General features: G+C 67.4%; 16 protein-coding genes. 4 read left to right on the top strand and 12 right to left on the bottom strand.

What is annotated here, in order from left to right:
* From panC to APY03_RS22315, 6 genes are all read right to left on the bottom strand, one after another.
* Positions 1-735, bottom strand: a 735-nt coding sequence (gene panC, locus APY03_RS22290) for a pantoate--beta-alanine ligase (protein ID WP_232324371.1), incomplete at its 3' end; no start/stop codon positions are given.
* Positions 736-744: 9 nt separating this feature from the next.
* Entirely contained in the window at positions 745-1629 is an 885-nt protein-coding gene (panB, locus tag APY03_RS22295; protein ID WP_068680127.1) for a 3-methyl-2-oxobutanoate hydroxymethyltransferase, read from the bottom strand.
* Positions 1630-1702: 73 nt separating this feature from the next.
* A complete protein-coding gene (gene panD / locus APY03_RS22300) occupies positions 1703-2104 on the bottom strand; it encodes an aspartate 1-decarboxylase (RefSeq protein WP_068680345.1) in 402 nt (133 codons plus the stop codon).
* 140 nt (positions 2105-2244) lie between these two features.
* A complete protein-coding gene (gene nadB / locus APY03_RS22305) occupies positions 2245-3831 on the bottom strand; it encodes an L-aspartate oxidase (RefSeq protein ID WP_068680129.1) in 1587 nt (528 codons plus the stop codon).
* Between the two features lie 32 nt (positions 3832-3863).
* Positions 3864-4661 (bottom strand): segregation and condensation protein A, encoded by a 798-nt coding sequence (locus tag APY03_RS22310; protein ID WP_068680346.1) that lies wholly within the window; start codon positions 4659-4661, stop codon positions 3864-3866.
* 111 nt (positions 4662-4772) lie between these two features.
* Positions 4773-4979 carry a DUF3460 family protein gene (locus APY03_RS22315; RefSeq protein ID WP_068680131.1) on the bottom strand — a complete coding sequence of 69 codons (207 nt, stop codon included), beginning with the start codon at positions 4977-4979 and terminating at the stop codon, positions 4773-4775.
* A gap of 157 nt (positions 4980-5136) precedes the next feature.
* On the opposite strand from APY03_RS22315, the gene APY03_RS22320 reads away from it, so the two are divergent.
* Entirely contained in the window at positions 5137-5640 is a 504-nt protein-coding gene (locus tag APY03_RS22320) for a hypothetical protein (RefSeq protein WP_068680134.1), read from the top strand.
* Between the two features lie 26 nt (positions 5641-5666).
* Here APY03_RS22320 and APY03_RS22325 read toward each other — a convergent pair whose 3' ends face one another.
* The 5 genes from APY03_RS22325 to metG form a co-directional block, all read right to left on the bottom strand.
* Positions 5667-7745, bottom strand: coding sequence for a hypothetical protein (locus APY03_RS22325; protein ID WP_162487168.1), 2079 nt, complete (start codon positions 7743-7745; stop codon positions 5667-5669).
* A 28-nt stretch (positions 7746-7773) separates the two neighbouring features.
* Positions 7774-8268, bottom strand: a complete 495-nt coding sequence (locus tag APY03_RS22330) for a CesT family type III secretion system chaperone (RefSeq protein ID WP_068680137.1) — start codon at positions 8266-8268, stop codon at positions 7774-7776.
* 145 nt (positions 8269-8413) lie between these two features.
* Positions 8414-10090, bottom strand: a complete 1677-nt coding sequence (locus APY03_RS22335) for a SulP family inorganic anion transporter (RefSeq protein ID WP_068680139.1) — start codon at positions 10088-10090, stop codon at positions 8414-8416.
* Positions 10091-10123: 33 nt separating this feature from the next.
* Positions 10124-10339, bottom strand: a complete 216-nt coding sequence (locus tag APY03_RS22340) for a hypothetical protein (protein ID WP_232081237.1) — start codon at positions 10337-10339, stop codon at positions 10124-10126.
* 29 nt (positions 10340-10368) lie between these two features.
* Complete coding sequence (metG, locus tag APY03_RS22345; protein ID WP_068680144.1) at positions 10369-12447, bottom strand: methionine--tRNA ligase; 2079 nt, start codon at positions 12445-12447, stop codon at positions 10369-10371.
* A 114-nt stretch (positions 12448-12561) separates the two neighbouring features.
* Here metG and APY03_RS22350 point away from each other — a divergent pair, with 114 nt between their 5' ends.
* The 3 genes from APY03_RS22350 to APY03_RS22360 all read left to right on the top strand — a co-directional run bounded on the left by APY03_RS22350 (position 12562) and on the right by APY03_RS22360 (position 15567).
* Entirely contained in the window at positions 12562-13236 is a 675-nt protein-coding gene (locus tag APY03_RS22350) for a YceH family protein (RefSeq protein ID WP_068680146.1), read from the top strand.
* 245 nt (positions 13237-13481) lie between these two features.
* Complete coding sequence (gene apbC / locus APY03_RS22355) at positions 13482-14573, top strand: iron-sulfur cluster carrier protein ApbC (protein ID WP_068680148.1); 1092 nt, start codon at positions 13482-13484, stop codon at positions 14571-14573.
* A 10-nt stretch (positions 14574-14583) separates the two neighbouring features.
* Entirely contained in the window at positions 14584-15567 is a 984-nt protein-coding gene (locus APY03_RS22360; protein ID WP_068680150.1) for a LysR family transcriptional regulator, read from the top strand.
* Here the strand turns inward: APY03_RS22360 and APY03_RS22365 are convergent.
* Entirely contained in the window at positions 15564-16037 is a 474-nt protein-coding gene (locus tag APY03_RS22365) for a DUF2501 domain-containing protein (protein WP_068680152.1), read from the bottom strand. The two genes, APY03_RS22360 and APY03_RS22365, sit on opposite strands and share 4 nt — an antisense overlap.
* Positions 16038-16115 lie beyond the last annotated feature (78 nt).

Genomic DNA, 16115 nt, shown 5'->3' on the forward strand with positions numbered 1-16115 from the left:
ATCGGCGCGGCGGCGCAGCACCAGGTAGTCGGGCTTCCAGCCCCGCGCTTCCAGCGAATGCATCGCGCGCGCCTCGATCGCCGCGAGATCGCGCTCACCCGAGCGCACCGCATCGGCCATCGCGCGCAGGGCCTTCGACAACTGCACCGCCTCGGCCCGCTCTGCCTCGCTCAGGTAACCGTTGCGCGAGGACAGCGCCAGTCCGTCCTCGGCGCGCCGCGTCTCGCTGCCCACGACCTCGATGGGCAACGCGAATTGCCGCACCATGTGGCGGATGATCATGAGCTGCTGGTAGTCCTTCTTGCCGAACACCGTGAAGCGCGGCTGCACGCAGGCGAAGAGCTTCATCACCACCGTGCAGACGCCGACGAAGAAGCCGGGCCGGAAATGCCCTTCGAGGAGGTCGGCCAGCACCGGGTCGGGATGCACCTTGCAGGTCTGGGGCTCGGGATAAAGCGCCTTTTCGTCGGGCGCGAACAGCAGGTCGCAGCCGACCGAGCGCAGCTTCTCGCAGTCGCTGTCCCAGGTGCGCGGGTAGCTGTCGAAGTCCTCGTGCGGCAGGAACTGCAGCCGGTTGACGAAGATGCTGGCCACCGTGACGTCGCCCAGCGGCTTGGCCTCGCGCACCAGCGCCATGTGCCCTTCGTGCAGGTTGCCCATGGTGGCGACCAGGGCGGGGCGCTGGTAGCGGCCCAGGAATTCGCGCAGTTCGGGAAGGGTGCGTGCAATATGCATGGGGTGTTCCTACCAGGCGTGGAGCCGATCGTCGGGAAAGCTGCCGTCCTTCACCGCGCGCACATAGGCCTCGATGGCCGGGGCGATGCCGTCGGCGCCCTGCATGAAGTTGCGCACGAACTTCGCCATTTTTCCGAGGTTCATGCCCAGCATGTCGTGCAGCACCAGCACCTGGCCCGCGGTGCCGCGGCCGGCACCGATGCCGATGGTGGCGCAGTGCTTCAGCTCGCCCGTCAGCTCTGCGGCCAGCGCGGCCGGCACCATCTCCAGCACCAGCATCGCGGCGCCCGCGTCCTGCAGCGCCTGGGCCTCGCGCTTGAGCCGGGCCGCGGCTTCGTCGCCCTTGCCTTGGACACGGTAGCCGCCCAGGGCGTGCACCGTCTGCGGCGTGAGGCCCAGGTGGGCGCAGACCGGGATGCCGCGCTCGACCAGGAAACGCACGGTGTCGCTGGTCCAGCCGCCGCCCTCGAGCTTGACCATGTGTGCGCCGGCCTGCATCAGCACCGTGGCGCTGCGCAGCGCCTGCTCGCGCGACTCGTGGTAGCTGCCGAACGGCAGGTCTGCAATCAGCCAGGCGGTGCCCTGCACGCGGTGAAGTCCGCGAAACACGCTTTCGGTGTGGTAGCGCATGGTCTCCAGCGTCACGCCCACCGTGCTGTGCAGGCCCTGGCAGACCATGCCCAGCGAGTCGCCCACCAGGATGCATTCGACGCCGGCCGCATCGGCGATGGCCGCGAAGGTGGCGTCGTAGGCGGTCAGCATGACGATCTTTTCGCCGCGCGCGTGCATGTCGGCCAGGCGTGGCAGGCTCAGTGGCTTGCGCTGCGCAGGCGCCGAGGCGGGCGGCAGGGTGCCGTAGGGCGTGGCCGCGCTGGCGGCAGGCGTGGATGGCATGGTCGGGACTTCTCCGGGGATCGGCCGAGGCCGGGTCGGGGTCGGGCGCGCAAGGCGCTCCGGGGCTGCGCGCTCAGGCGGGGACGGCTTCGCCCGATGCAGGCTGCACCGGGATATGCGCGCGCTCTTCCTTGACGCGGTTGGCGCCGTCCACGAACACCAGCTTCGGCTGGTGGCTGCGCACCTGATCCTCGGGCACCAGGCCGAAGGCGGCGATGATGACCAGGTCGCCCAGCGAGGCCCGGCGCGCGGCCGAGCCGTTGAGCGAGATGATGCCGCTGCCGCGCTGGCCGCGGATCGCGTAGGTCACGAAGCGCTCGCCGTTGTTGATGTTCCAGACGTGGATCTGCTCGTTCTCGGCCAGGTTGGCGGCCTCCAGCAGGTCTTCGTCGATGGCGCAGGAGCCCTCGTAGTGCAGCTCGCAGTCGGTGACGGTCGCGCGATGGATCTTGGACTTGAGCAGGGTACGGAACATGGGATGCGAGGCGAAGGGTGGGTGGGGAATCTTGCCGATGGCCTGGATCCGGGCCGCGCAGAGCAAGGCGTCGAATGCTAGTGGAGAACCCTTCAAAGAAAAATTCCGGTCAGGAACTTTGCGCGCCTGCGGCTCGATCTTCAGATGGCCGGCGGCACCAGGATGGTCGGCGCTGCAGGCGCGGCGAGCGAAGGATAGTCGCGGCTGAAGTGCAGCCCGCGGCTCTCGCGCCGGGCCTGCGCCGAGCGCACGATGAGCGCGGCCACCTGCACCAGGTTGCGCAGCTCGAGCAGGTCGCGCGTGACGTGGAAATGGGCGTAGAACTCCTGGATCTCGCGATCCAGCAGCGCGATGCGATGGGCCGCGCGCTCCAGCCGCTTGTTCGTGCGCACGATGCCCACGTAGTCCCACATGAATCGGCGCAGCTCATCCCAGTTGTGCGAGATGACCACCGTCTCGTCGGCGTCGGTGACGCGGCTGTCGTCCCAGGCCGGCAGCGCGACGCCGGCACGCGCCGGCGCCTCGGCGATCGCCTGCGCCGCGGCGCGGGCGAACACCATGCATTCGAGCAGCGAGTTGCTGGCCAGCCGGTTGGCGCCATGCAGCCCGGTGCAGGCGGTCTCGCCGATCACGTGCAGGCCCGGCACGTCGGTGCGGCCTGCGAGGTCGGTGAGCACCCCGCCGCAGGTGTAGTGCGCAGCCGGCACCACCGGGATCGGTTCGCGCGTGATGTCGATGCCCAGCTCGGCGCAGCGCGCGAGGATGTTGGGGAAATGTTCGCGCAGGAAGCCGGGGCTCTGGTGCGAGATGTCCAGGTGCACGCAATCCAGCCCGTGCTTCTTCATCTCGAAGTCGATGGCACGCGCCACCACGTCGCGCGGCGCGAGTTCGGCGCGCGCATCGTGCGCAGGCATGAAGCGGGTGCCCCCGGCTGATTCAGGCAGCTTCAGCAGCCCGCCTTCGCCCCGCACCGCCTCGCTGATCAGGAAGGACTTGGCATGCGGGTGGTACAGGCATGTCGGGTGGAACTGGATGAACTCCATGTTCGCCACCCGGCAGCCCGCACGCCACGCCGCGGCGATGCCGTCGCCGGTGGCGGTGTCGGGATTGGTGGTGTAGAGATAGACCTTGCCCGCGCCGCCGGTGGCCAGGATGGTATGGGGCGCGCGGAAGGTGAGCACCTCGTCGGTGGCCTCGTCCAGTGCATAGAGGCCCAGGCAGGCCGCGTCCTTCAAGCCCAGCTTGTGGCCGGTGATCAGGTCCACCAGCGTGTGCTGCTCGAACAGCGTCACGTTCTGCGTGCGGCGCACGGTGTCGATCAGCGTGCGCTGCACCGCGGCGCCGGTCGCATCGGTGGCGTGGACGATGCGGCGCTGGCTGTGCCCGCCCTCGCGCGTCAGGTGCAGCTCGCCGTTCTCCAGCGAGAAGGGCACGCCGAGGCCGCGCAGCCAGGAGATGGCCTCGGGTGCGTGCTCCACCACGAAGCGCGTGGCCGCCAGGTCGCAGAGGCCGGCGCCGGCGACCAGCGTGTCGTCCACATGGGACTGCAGGCTGTCGTCCTCGCCCAGCACCGCGGCGATCCCACCCTGCGCCCACTGGCTGGCGCCATCGGCCAGCGCCCGCTTGGTGATCACCGCCACGCGGTGCGTGGGCGCGAGGTGCAGCGCGGCGCTGAGGCCCGCGAGCCCGCTGCCGACGATGAGAACGTCGAAATCGTTCGATGCCATGGAGGAGGAAGGCGCGTTGGCTGTGGAGAGAGTCAGGCGGGCGAATAGGCCAGCCGCACGTAGATGGGCGCGAAGGCCTCGGCCTGCGTGATGTCGATCAGCGTCTCCTTCGCCAGCTCCAGCATGGCGATGAAGGTGACGATCATCACCGGCGTGCCGCGGTCGATGTCGAACAGCTTCTCGAACTCGACGAACTGCCGGCCCTGCAGATGGCGCAGCACGATGCTCATGTGCTCGCGCACGCTGAGCTCCTCGCGGGAGATCTTGTGGTGCTGCACGAGCTTGGCGCGGCGCAGGATGTCGGCCCAGGCGTCGCGCAGGTCGACCACGTTCACGTCGGGAAAGCGCGGCTTGAGCGATTGCTCGATGTAGACCTGCGCCTTCCAGAAATCGCGGCCCGCCTGCGGCATCGCGCTGAGCGAGGCAGCCTGCAGCTTGGCCTGCTCGTATTCGAGCAGGCGGCGCACCAGCTCGGCCCGCGGGTCCTCGACCTCCTCGCCCTCGGCTGTCTTCTTCGGCGGCAGCAGCATGCGCGACTTGATCTCGATCAGCATCGCCGCCATCAGCAGGTACTCGGCTGCGAGTTCGAGGTTGGTTTGGCGCACCTGGTCGACATAGGCCAGGTACTGGCGCGTCAGCCCCGCCATCGGGATGTCGAGAATGTTGAAGTTCTGCTTGCGGATCAGGTAGAGCAGCAGGTCCAGCGGCCCCTCGAAAGCCTCGAGGAAGACCTGCAGCGCCTCGGGGGGGATGTAGAGGTCGCTCGGCAGCGCGAACAGCGGCTCGCCATAGAGCCGGGCCAGCGCGACCTGGTCGATCACCTCGGGCATCGCGGCGATCGGCGGCGCGTCGTCGTCCGCGACGATCTCGGCGCCTTCGGTGCGAGCCTGCTCGCTGCCGCTCGCGCCGCGGTGGCTCGCTACGGGCCGGATCGGCACTGCTTACTTCACTCGGGTCTGGTAGACGTAGGGCTGCTGCGGCACCCGGGCTTCCCGGTACTCCTCGAGCGCGCCGCGGTCCAGGTGCTTGTCCCACAGCAGGCCGCGGCCGGCGCGCTGCTCGGCTTCGAGCGTGGGCTTCTTCTGCTTCATTTCCTCGATGAAGTTCGTGATCTCGGAGGTGTAGTGGGGGCGGGCGAAGATGGACATGGGGTTGGACCTTTGGAGGCGGATTTTACCGGGGGGGCGTATCCAGGGAGCCTGGGAGGTGGCCAACTATCCCATGAGGCCTGCCCATGCGCCGGGGAATCGATGGGGGCTCGTCGACCGCATAGACTCTTGCCCCTGATGAACCGAAGGGGGTCGAATGGTGCAACGACGAATCGGGCGCAGGGCCGCGGCAGCCGCCCTGCTGGCCGCCGCACTCTGCCTCGCGGGCTGCGATCCGCGGCGCATCAGCGAGCTGGAAGAGGGCGTTTCGACCGAGGCCGACGTGCGTGCGCGCTTCGGCGAGCCCGAGAACGTCTGGGACTCGCCGGCAGGCCGCGTCTTCGAATACAACCGCCAGCCGCAGGGCCAGAAGAACTACATGATCACGATCGGCCCAGACGGCAAGATGGCGGCGCTGCGCCAGGTGCTCACGCCCGAGAACTTCGCCCGGGTGCAGCCCGGCATGGCCATGGAGGACCTGCGCAAGCTGCTCGGCAAGCCGGCGCGGCGCACGCCCTATCCGCTGAAGAACGAGACCGCGTGGGAATGGCGCTGGGTGCAGCCGCCGAACTCGCCGATGGTGTTCACCGCCACGCTGAACGACGACCAGCGCGTGGTGAGCGCGGGCTCGTCGCCCGATCGAAGCACCGAGGCGCAATGACCGCCGGTGAGGGCCTGTTCCGGGCATCACCCGGATATCAGCTCCGCGACCTTGGCCTTGATGGTGTCGTCCGCGATCCATTGCGTGTTCGCATCGATGCGGCCGTGTGACCGGTGATGCCTGAACAGCGCCAGCGCCAGATGCGGCGGCACGGTGCGTGGAGCAGCACCTTTCACTGGCTTCGCGACGATCGCGTCGACGCTGAACTCCAGGATGGGCACTGTTTCCCATTCTGATTGCGCGACGACGTAACCCAACCCCGGATCGAAGTGACCCTCGCGAACTGCATCGGAGATGAGCCGTTCGACCTTCTCCTTCGGTTGACCGTCGCGTTGATAGGCGGCAATGAGAGAGAAGTAGGTGCCTGCGTTCGGTTGCACTCCAGCGCCAAGCATCCCGTTGAAGGCCAGGCGAGCCTCGTGGGTCCATTCAAGCTGTTCGCACATCGAGATCATTGCATTGCAGAAGGCAAGCTTGAATTTCAACGGGAAAGCGAGGCACTTTCCGAAGACCGCCAATGCGTCGTCGCGCCGTCCGGCACTGCCGCACGCGTGGATCAGTGCCTTGCAGGCGGCCGCATCCGGATAGCCGCCGAGGTCGACCATCTGGCGGAAGTAGTGGAGCGCGTCGTCGAGGCGTTCTGGCCGCTCTGGCTTTGCACAGGCAACGATCAAGGCACTGCACACGTCGGCACTGTCATTCGTTCGTCCATGTTCGTGGCATGCAGAGATCAGCTTGCTGCACGCGGCCGCGTCGGGCAGGAAGCCTTGGTCCATGATCTCGCGAAGCACCGCCAGGGCGTTGTTCAGGTCGCCGTAATGCAGGCACCTGGAAAGCACTGTCTGACCAGATTCCAACCGGGCCGGGTTTTGCGTCCCATCGGTCTTGATGCCCGTCACCGGAAAAAAGCCCATGTCCCGCATGCATTGGGCGACGATGCTCTTCAAGCGTGCATTTCTCATTCCGACGTCGAACTGCGTACCAGCGCCGATTGCCTTGTTCGAATAATGAAACCTGATCAATGTCCGGGCAAGGTTGGAGAGAGTGGTGTCGAATTCTCTCGTGGCTCCGTTGAGGACGCCGTGTGAGTAGAAGGAGATGAGGGTGCCCCCGGGACCGAGGCCGAGTTCGGGTTTGAAAAGAGGGGGTTCCAGCCGCATCCCCTCCTTGAGCAGTTCCATCGCCCTGTCCTTCTGGTCCTCCTGTTCGCACATGTCGATGAGCTGGGCCAGAACAGCAATACCCACCGGAATGCCGGCGTGCTTGAGTTCGTCAAGGATTTGACTCACGTCCTTGGCCAGGCACTCCTTCGGATAGGCGAGGACTGCGCCCCTGAAGATCAGGTCATCGGGCTCGACGCCCATCTTCTTCATCTCCCCCAGGCATGCCAGGGCCTCCAGCCACGACGCTCGATGCCGATGGTCGAACAGGCACGCTGCGGTGACACGCCTGACGTCCTCAGCCCCTTCTTTCGGCTTGTTCCTATGTAGACCGCAGATGGATGCATTGCGGGCAATCCCTGCCTGGTGCATGGCCGCATAAAGCTGTTGGACCTGATCGTCCATGCCAGCCTTGTCGCATGCCTGTACGAGAAGGTTGTACAGCCTTGCGTCGGGAACGACACGGAAGGTGAGCATTTCTGCAAGTACTTCGAGGGCTTCATTGATCTCGCCGCGCGCTACGCAGCGCGCAACCAAGGCCCCGTAGACCTTGACGTCGGGCGCGAGGCCGACCTTTCTCAGCGCCAATAGGCATGCTCGAGCGTCGTCCAACGAGTATCTGATGTCGCGAACATGCCGGGCGGTCTGGTCCAGAACGTTTGCCTCGCGCGCGCTGCCGCGCCGATAGGCACGGCAAGCCCCCGCGTTTGGCGCCTGTTGCCAGGCGATGCGGCTCGGGGAACCGTGCGTCTCGAGCAGTGCGCCGAGCTCTACCGTGACGTCCTTCGACTGAATGTCTCGTTGTCGCTGGTCGCGATCGCGCCATCGCGCGGGCACGTACTCTGGGCTCGGATCGCGATGCGGGCGCTTCCTTTGAGAAGAGTCCGTGTCTCTGCTGCGAAAGTCGATCCGGCGGTGCTCCTGGCGGCTTGACGTGCCTCTCACTTGCTGCTCCTTTGCATCTTGGACTGGCTCATGCGAATCGGGCTGTCCACACGGACAGCTCATTGGCTTTGCCACCAGCAGTCCCGACCTGCGCGTCATCTGCCAGATCACCATTCCGCCGCCACTGATGGGCTTGTGCTGCAAGCGCCGCCATGTCCGCCTTGAGCGTGCCGATATCGACGTCCGTCGTCCTGCGCATGTGGCAGGCAAGCTCCTGGGTGCTGGCGTCTATGCAATACGTCCCGTATTCATGCGCGCTCGACCCATTTCGTTCGAGCAGCCGGCGCAGCGGTTGCGCTCCGATGTTCGGCGACACGGCCCCGAACACACAGTAGACGAACAGGCAGCTTTCGCCGCCCAGCGGGTCGTAGCCGATGCTGAAGGCGATATCGTCGACATGCGCCATGAAGGCCACCGCTGTGTCTGGATTCGATTCGAACACAGGGGCTTCCCATCCGGCGCTGCGATAGAACGCGCACGTGAACTCGACGAAACGCCGGTGCGCCTCTTTCCTGTCTTGCATTGCATTCTCCGGGTTGCTTTTCTCTCGACGCGCGAAGCGGCGCGATCGTCACGATGTGCTGAGAGACATCGGTGGTCGTTCATTGGTAACGGGCGGGTTCACCCGGTTCCAGTGTGTGTGCGGCCGAAAGGCAGCCGCGGTGGCTTCAGTGTGCTGCCGGTCCCGGCGTAGCCGAGCGGAGCTCGTCCGCGAAGCCGGAGCGCTCCATCACCTCGAGCGGTTGCGCCTGCACCGAGTCGATGCGCAGCACGCCGCCGCGCGCCAGCACGGCCTTGTGCACCTGGCGCAGCGCGTCGAGCCCGGTCGTGTCGAGCAGGATCAGGTGCATCGCGTCGAGCACCACCGTCAGGCCGCGTGGCGCCCTCTCGATCGCTTGCACCGTCGGGTCGAGCTTGGCGGCGGCGCCGAAGAAAAGGGCCCCGTAGAGCCTGAAGGTCAGTACCGGCGGCTCCAGCGCCACCATCTCGACGCTGAACAGCTTGCTCATGCGGCGCACGAACAGCGCACATGCCAGCACGATGCCAGCCTGCACCGCCACCGTGAGGTCGAACACGACGGTGAGGAAGAAGGTCCCCAGCATCAGCACGCGGTAGTCGCGGCTGGCGCGACGCAGGACGTAGGGCGACAACTCCCGCCACTCCCCCATGTTCCAGCCGACGAAGAGCAGGATGCCGGCCAGCACCGACAGCGGCACGTGCTGGGCGAGCGGCGCGGCCAGCAGCACCACCACCAGCAGCGTGATCGCATGCACGATGCCGGCAATGGGCGAGTTCGCACCCGCGCGCACGTTGGTCACCGTGCGGGCGATGGTGCCGGTGGCCGGCATGCCGCCGAAGAAGGGCGTGACCAGGTTCGCCACGCCTTGCGCCATCAGCTCCTGGTTCGGGTCGTGGCGCGGCAGCCCGCTCACCTGGTCGGCGACACGCGCGCACAGCAGCGATTCGATCGCGCCCAGCAGCGCGATGGTGAGAGTGGGTGTCACCAGCTGCTTGACGGTTTCCCAGGTGAACTCGGGGAGTGCAAAGCTCGCCATGCCTTGCGGAATGCCTCCGAATCGGGTGCCGATGGTCTCCACCGGCAGGCTGAAGCCCCAGGACACCAGGGTGAGCGTGACGAGCGCGACGATCGGCCCCGGTACGCGCGAACCGGCGCGCACGGCGCGCAGCTCGGCGATCCGGCCCAGCACGAGGCGCACCCCGTAGCCGAAACGCGTCTTGTCGTGCAACAGCGTGGGCCATAGGAACAGCCCGACGAGGCAGGCCGAGCCGAGCCCGAAGGCGTACGGATTGAAGGAGCCGATGTGGATGGCCAGCGTGTGCAACTGCGAGAACATGTCGGCTGGCATCTTCGGGATGGTCAGCCCCAGCCAGTCCTTGAGCTGCGAGATCAGGATGAGCGCTGCGATGCCGTTGGTGAAGCCGATCACGATCGACACCGGCACGTAGCGCACCAGCGTGCCGAGCCGGAACAGCCCCATCAGGAACAGCAGCACGCCGGCGCCGGCGGTGGCGATCAGCAGATTGGCCACGCCGTAGCGCTCGACGATGCCGTAGACGATCACGATGAAGGCGCCGGCCGGCCCGCCGATCTGCACCGCCGATCCGCCCAGGGCCGCGACCAGGAAACCGGCGATGATCGCGGTCCAGATGCCGGCCTCCGGCTTGAGCCCGGAGGCGATGGCGAAGGCCATGGCCAGCGGCAGTGCCACGATACCCACCGTGAGGCCGGCGCCAAGGTCCTTGAGAAAGCGCTGTTGGTTGTAGCCCGCCAGCGCGTCGATCAGCCGGGGACGGAAGCGTGCGATCGGTGGGGGCGAACTCATGGCGCTATTGTGGACGCGCCTTCCTGCCCGGCCTCAGCGGGATTCGTCCTCGCCGGGCAGCACGGCGTCGGCCGCGGCGCCCACTGCCTTGCCGGTGATGCGCGCGGTGCCGATGGCCGCATCGGCCGCCAGGCCCACGGCGCCGGCGGTCACGCTCACCGCGGTGCTGGCCACGGTGACGACGGCACAGCCGCCCAGCGGCAGGCTGCATGCGAGGATGAGGATGGCGGACAGGGCAATGTGCTTCACGGGCAGGCTGCGCTCTGGTGGGAGGCGCGTCAGCGTACCCGCATCCCCGGCTGAGCGCCAGTCGAGGGCTCGAGCACGTAGATCCCCGGCTGCGCCTTTTCGTCGGCATGGCTGGCGGCCAGCACCATGCCTTCGGAAACGCCGAACTTCATCTTGCGCGGCGCCAGGTTCGCGACCAGCACGGTGAGCTTGCCTACCAGCTGCTCGGGCTGGTAGGCGGAGGCGATGCCGGAGAACACGTTGCGGGTGCGCCCTTCACCGGCATCGAGCGTCAGGTGCAGCAGCTTGGTGGAGCCCTCGACCTTCTGGCAGGTCACGATCCTGGCGATGCGCAGATCGATCTTCGCGAAGTCGTCGATGGTGATGGTCGGCGCGATGCCTTCGCCGCCGGGCAGGGCAGTGGCTGCGGTTGCTTCTGCCGCCGGCTCGGGCGCTTCGAACAGCTGGTCGATCTGCTTGACGTCCACGCGCTGCATGAGGTGCTTGTATTCGGCGATCGCATGGCCTTCGCCGAGCAGCCGCGCCGCATCGGCGAACACCAGCGGCTCGCTTCGCAGGAAGCCCTCGACCTGCGCCGCCAGTGCCGGCAATACCGGCTTCAGGTAGATGGTCATCAAGCGGAAGGCCTCGATGCAGGTGGTGCATACGTCGTGCAGCCGCGTCTCCATGCCGGCCTGCTTGGCCAGTTCCCAGGGCTTGTTCTGGTCCACGTACTCGTTGACCTTGTCGGCCAGCGCCATGATCTCGCGGAGTGCGCGCGCGAAGTCGCGCCCGTCGTAAAGCGCGGCGAGCGGCCGGGCGGCTTCCTGCAGCGTTGCCAGCAGCGCCGCGCCGTCGGTGCTCACGATGCCCAGCTTGCCCCCGAAGCGCTTGGCGACGAAGCCGGCCGCGCGGCTCGCGATGTTGATGTACTTGCCGATCAGGTCGGCGTTCACGCGGGCGATGAAGTCGTCGGGGTTGAAGTCGACATCCTCCACCTTGGCGTTGAGCTTGGCCGCGATGTAGTAGCGCAGCCACTCGGGGTTCATGCCGATCGAGAGGTACTTGAGCGGGTCGATGCCGGTGCCGCGGCTCTTGCTCATCTTCTCGCCCGAGACGGTGATGAAGCCGTGCACGTTCACCTGGCCGGGCGTCTTGCGGCCGCTGAACTGCAGCATCGCGGGCCAGAAAAGCGTGTGGAAGTAGACGATGTCCTTGCCGATGAAGTGCACCTGCTCCACCGCCGGATCGGCCACGAAGTCGTCGAAGCTCTGCGTGGTGCGCGAGGGCTCGTGCCAGTGGGCCGCAGCCTGTCCCTTGTCGAAATGGTTCTTCAGGCTGGCCAGGTAGCCGACGGGCGCGTCCAGCCAGACATAGAAGTACTTGCCCGGCGCATCCGGGATCTCGATGCCGAAGTAGGGCGCCTCGCGCGAGATGTCCCAGTCGGCCATGCCGGCCTCGAACCACTCGCTGGCCTTCTTGGCCATCTCGGGTTGCAGCTTGCCGTCCTGGGTCCAGGCCTTGAGGAAGTCGACCACCTTCGGGTCGGAAAGCTTGAAGAAGAAGTGCTCGGAGCTTCGCAGCTCGGGGGCCGCGCCGGTCAGCGTCGAATAGGGGTTGATGAGCTCGGTGGGCGCATACACGCTGCTGCACACCTCGCAGGAGTCGCCGTACTGGTCCTTGGCGTGGCACACCGGGCATTCGCCCTTGATGTAGCGGTCGGGCAGGAACATGCCCTTCACCGGATCGTAGAACTGCTCGATGGTGCGCGCGGCAATCATGTCCGCCGCCTTGAGCTTCCTGTAGATGCCCTGGGCCAGTTCGGTGTTCTCCGGGCTGTCGGTGGAGTGCCAGTTGTCGAAGCGGATGTGGAAGCCGTCGAGGTATTCCTTGCGGCCGGCCGCAATCTCGCCGACGAATTCCTGGGGCGTCTTGCCGGCCTTCTCGGCCGCGATCATGATCGGCGCGCCGTGCGCATCGTCTGCGCCCACGAAGTGCACCATATGGCCCTGCATGCGCTGGAACCGCACCCAGATGTCGGCCTGGATGTATTCCATGATGTGGCCGACGTGGAACTTGCCATTGGCATACGGCAGGGCGGTGGTGACGAAGAGCTTGCGCTGGGGCATCGAGGGGCGCTTTCTGCGGGAACGGACGGGAGCCGGCGGCCGTGCGGCCGGCGGGAGGGGCATTTTAGGCGGCGCACGGCGCTTACACTTTGGCCCCCTTTCCGAGCCGCTGCCATGACCTCTGCCCTGCCGATCCTGTCCGCCGTCGAAACACGCGTCCTCGGCGTGCTGGCCGAGAAGCAGCGCACCGTGCCCGACAGCTACCCGCTGACGCTCAACACCCTGGTGTCCGGCTGCAACCAGAAGACCAGCCGCAACCCGCTGATGGAGCTGTCCGAGACCGAGGCCCAGGCCGCGCTGGACAGCCTCAAGGGCTACAGCCTCGTCATGGAATCGAGCGGCGGACGCGTCGCGCGCTACGAGCACAACATCGAGCGCGTGCTGCGCGTGCCCTCCCAGTCGACCATCCTGCTGACAGTGCTGATGCTGCGCGGCCCGCAGACCGCCGGCGAACTGCGCATCGCCAGCGAGCGGATGCACAACTTCGCCGACATCTCCTCGGTCGAAGCCTTCCTGGACGAGCTGGCCGAGCGGCCGGCCGGCGCGCTGGTCGTGAAGCTGGGGCGGCTGCCGGGGGCACGCGAGAGCCGCTGGATGCACCTGCTGGCCGGTCCGCCGTTGGAACATATGTTGGAGACTGCGGGAGCGCCGGCGGGCCGCGGCGATGCTTCGCTGGGCGAGGTGGCCGCGCTGAAGGCCAACGTCGCCCGCCTCGAGGCCGAGGTCGCGGCCCTCAAGGCGTTGACCGCGCGCATCTGTTCGGAACTGGGCATCGCGGACCAGGCCTGAGCCCGGCGCGTGGACGCGCTCGTGGTCGAGGCCATGGCCGTCAGCAAGGACAGCCTGTAGCAGACGCTGGGCCTGCCCCGGGCCAAGGTCTTGTTGCAGGGACGAGTCCCCGTATGTCCTCGGCTTGCCCGCCTGGTGGGCCAGGCGCAGGCCGCCTGGGTGCCCGCGCTGCCCTGTAGGGTCAACCGGCGGCCGGCGGGCGCCCCCTCGGCACCGCACTAGACTACCCGCCATCAGGAGCCCCCATGACCGTTACACCCCAGGCGCTCACCGAAGCGCTCAAGTCCGTCCTCGACCCCAACACGGGCAAGGACTTCGTCAGCACCAAGTCGCTGAAGAACCTCCAGATCCACGAGGGCGACGTCTCGTTCGACATCGAGCTCGGCTACCCCGCCAAGAGCCAGGCCCCGGCGCTGCGCAAGGCGCTGGTCGCGGCGGCGAAGACCGTGCCCGGCGTCGAGAACGTCTCGGCCAACATCGCCACCAAGGTGATCAGCCATGCGGTGCAGCGTGGCGTGCAGCTGATGCCCAACGTCAAGAACATCATCGCCGTGGCCTCGGGCAAGGGCGGGGTGGGCAAGAGCACCACTGCCGCCAACCTCGCGCTCGCGCTAGCGGCCGAAGGGGCCAGCGTCGGCCTGCTCGATGCCGACATCTACGGCCCCAGCCAGCCGATGATGCTGGGCATCTCGCGCCGGCCGGAGAGCGAGGACGGCAAGACCATGGAGCCGCTGGAGAACCACGGCGTGCAGGTGATGTCCATCGGCTTCCTGGTCGACCAGGACGAGGCCATGATCTGGCGCGGCCCCATGGCCACGCAGGCGCTGGAGCAGCTCCTGCGCCAGACCAACTGGAAGGACCTCGACTACCTGATCGTCGACATGCCTCCGGGCACCGGCGACATCCAGCTCACGCTGTCGCAGCGCGTGCCGATGACCGGCGCGGTGATCGTCACCACGCCGCAGGACATCGCGCTGCTCGACGCCAGGAAGGGCATCAAGATGTTCGAGAAGGTGGGCGTGCCCATCCTCGGCATCGTGGAGAACATGGCGGTGCACGTGTGCTCCAACTGCGGCCACGTCGAGCACATCTTCGGTGCCGAGGGCGGCAAGAAGATGGCCGAGCAATACGACATGGCCTACCTGGGCGCGCTGCCGCTGGACATCAACATCCGGCTGCAGGCCGACAGCGGCAAGCCGACGGTGGTGGCCGATCCCGATGGCGAAGTGGCGGGCATCTACAAGGCGGTCGCGCGGCGGGTCGCAGTGGGCATCGCCGAGAAGGCCAAGGACTTCTCGGCCAAGTTCCCCACCATCACGGTCAGCAAGAACACGTGACCCCGGCTGCATGAACCTGCTCGCGTCGATGCGCTACCTGGTCGCGCTGAGCGAGCACCGCCATTTCGGCCGCGCCGCGCAGGCCTGCTACATCACGCAGCCGGCGCTGTCGAATGCGCTGCGCGCGCTGGAGTCCGAGTTCGGCGTGGTGATCGTCAAGCGCGGGCGCACCTACGCCGGTCTCACGCACGAGGGCGAGGCGGTGCTGGCCGCGGCGCACCGCATGCTGCACGAGAACGAGGTGCTGCAACAGCTGCTCAAGAGCGAGGAGGCGCATCCGCGCGGCGGCCTGCGCATGGCCGCCGTGCCGACCGCGATTCCCATGCTGGCGCGTTTTGCGGCACGGCTGCAGGCGCGGCATCCGGGCATCGCGCCGACCGTGCTGTCGATGAGCTCGCTGGAGCTCGAGACCGGGCTGGAGAACCTGTCGCTGGACATCGCGCTCGGCTACACGGAGCGCATGCACCTGCGCGAGGTCAAGCTCACGGCCTGGCCGCAGAGCATCGAACACTATTTCTTGCTGCGCCGCGGCAAGGAAGCCGAGGCGGCGGCCCTGCGCATCGGCGCCCCCGTGGGCTGGGCCGAGGCGGCGCGCCTGCCGCTGTGCCTGCTGACGCCCGAGATGCACAACCGCGCCATCGTGGACCAGGCCTTCGCGTCGGCGGGCGCCACCGTCGCGCCGGCCATAGAAACCAACTCGGTGCTGACGCTCGCGCTCAGCGTTATGTCGGGCGAGGTCTGCGCAGTGCTGCCCGGTGCCATGGTGGACGCGGTGCGCGGCCAGGGCGCCCTCGAGGCGCTGCCCCTGGTGGCGCCGGAGGTGCGCACGCCGATCGGCTTCATGACCCAGACGGCCGTGCGACCCTCCCGCGCGCTCGATGCCGCGCTGGCGATGCTGCAGGAGCCCGGCTGGCGCGCCGAGGTGGCGGCCCACAGCGGCTCGCTCGGCGCCTCCAGCGGCGCCTCCTCGGCGATGGCCCGGGTCGGCGGCTAGACGAGCGATTTCGCGTTGGTGAGCACGTAGTCGCAGGCCTGGGTCTTGAGCTTGGCACCCAGGCTCTTGAGGTTGAGCGAAGCGCCGTCGCTGCCTTGCAGCAGGCCCTTGCTCCCATTGGCGAACCCCGTCTGCTGCGCCTTGTTGCCGGTGACCATGCCCAGCAGCTTGTCCTTGACGCCGCCGGCCGCGTTGTTGCTCAGGTAGTTGTTCTTGATGCAGTACTGGAGCACGCCGGCTGCATTGCCCATGCTGCTCGCTCCGATGGCGGGCATCGAAATGCCGAGGCTCTTGGCGAGCGCGGCGCCCGCGGCCCCCGTCGTTCCGGCATTGCCGGCGGTGCCCGACTCGGTTCCTGCCTTCGCGCCGCCCAGGTTGTCCTTGAGCGCATCGAGCATCTGGTTCTGGGCAAAGCCCGCCTGCGCAAGGGCCAGCAGCGCGGCGGTGGCCACTATCGATGGAAAGTGCATGATCGTCTCCAGCGGAGCCTGATGCCCCGTCCGGGTCAGGATAGCGCGAAAGGTCTGCGCAGGGCTGCGCGCCGCTGG

Origin of the sequence: Variovorax sp. WDL1 (assembly GCF_001541225.1) — a bacterium.
In the GTDB taxonomy this organism is placed as follows: domain Bacteria; phylum Pseudomonadota; class Gammaproteobacteria; order Burkholderiales; family Burkholderiaceae_C; genus Variovorax.

Coding starts and splice junctions, on each gene's coding strand:
- panB (WP_068680127.1), bottom strand. CDS start 1,629: ATGCCATCCACGCCTGCCGCCAGCGCGGCCACGCCCTACGGCACCCTG.
- panD (WP_068680345.1), bottom strand. CDS start 2,104: ATGTTCCGTACCCTGCTCAAGTCCAAGATCCATCGCGCGACCGTCACC.
- nadB (WP_068680129.1), bottom strand. CDS start 3,831: ATGGCATCGAACGATTTCGACGTTCTCATCGTCGGCAGCGGGCTCGCG.
- APY03_RS22310 (WP_068680346.1), bottom strand. CDS start 4,661: ATGCCCGAGGTGATCGACCAGGTCGCGCTGGCCCGGCTCTATGGCGAG.
- APY03_RS22315 (WP_068680131.1), bottom strand. CDS start 4,979: ATGTCCATCTTCGCCCGCCCCCACTACACCTCCGAGATCACGAACTTC.
- APY03_RS22320 (WP_068680134.1), top strand. CDS start 5,137: ATGGTGCAACGACGAATCGGGCGCAGGGCCGCGGCAGCCGCCCTGCTG.
- APY03_RS22330 (WP_068680137.1), bottom strand. CDS start 8,268: ATGCAAGACAGGAAAGAGGCGCACCGGCGTTTCGTCGAGTTCACGTGC.
- APY03_RS22335 (WP_068680139.1), bottom strand. CDS start 10,090: ATGAGTTCGCCCCCACCGATCGCACGCTTCCGTCCCCGGCTGATCGAC.
- metG (WP_068680144.1), bottom strand. CDS start 12,447: ATGCCCCAGCGCAAGCTCTTCGTCACCACCGCCCTGCCGTATGCCAAT.
- APY03_RS22350 (WP_068680146.1), top strand. CDS start 12,562: ATGACCTCTGCCCTGCCGATCCTGTCCGCCGTCGAAACACGCGTCCTC.
- apbC (WP_068680148.1), top strand. CDS start 13,482: ATGACCGTTACACCCCAGGCGCTCACCGAAGCGCTCAAGTCCGTCCTC.
- APY03_RS22360 (WP_068680150.1), top strand. CDS start 14,584: ATGAACCTGCTCGCGTCGATGCGCTACCTGGTCGCGCTGAGCGAGCAC.
- APY03_RS22365 (WP_068680152.1), bottom strand. CDS start 16,037: ATGCACTTTCCATCGATAGTGGCCACCGCCGCGCTGCTGGCCCTTGCG.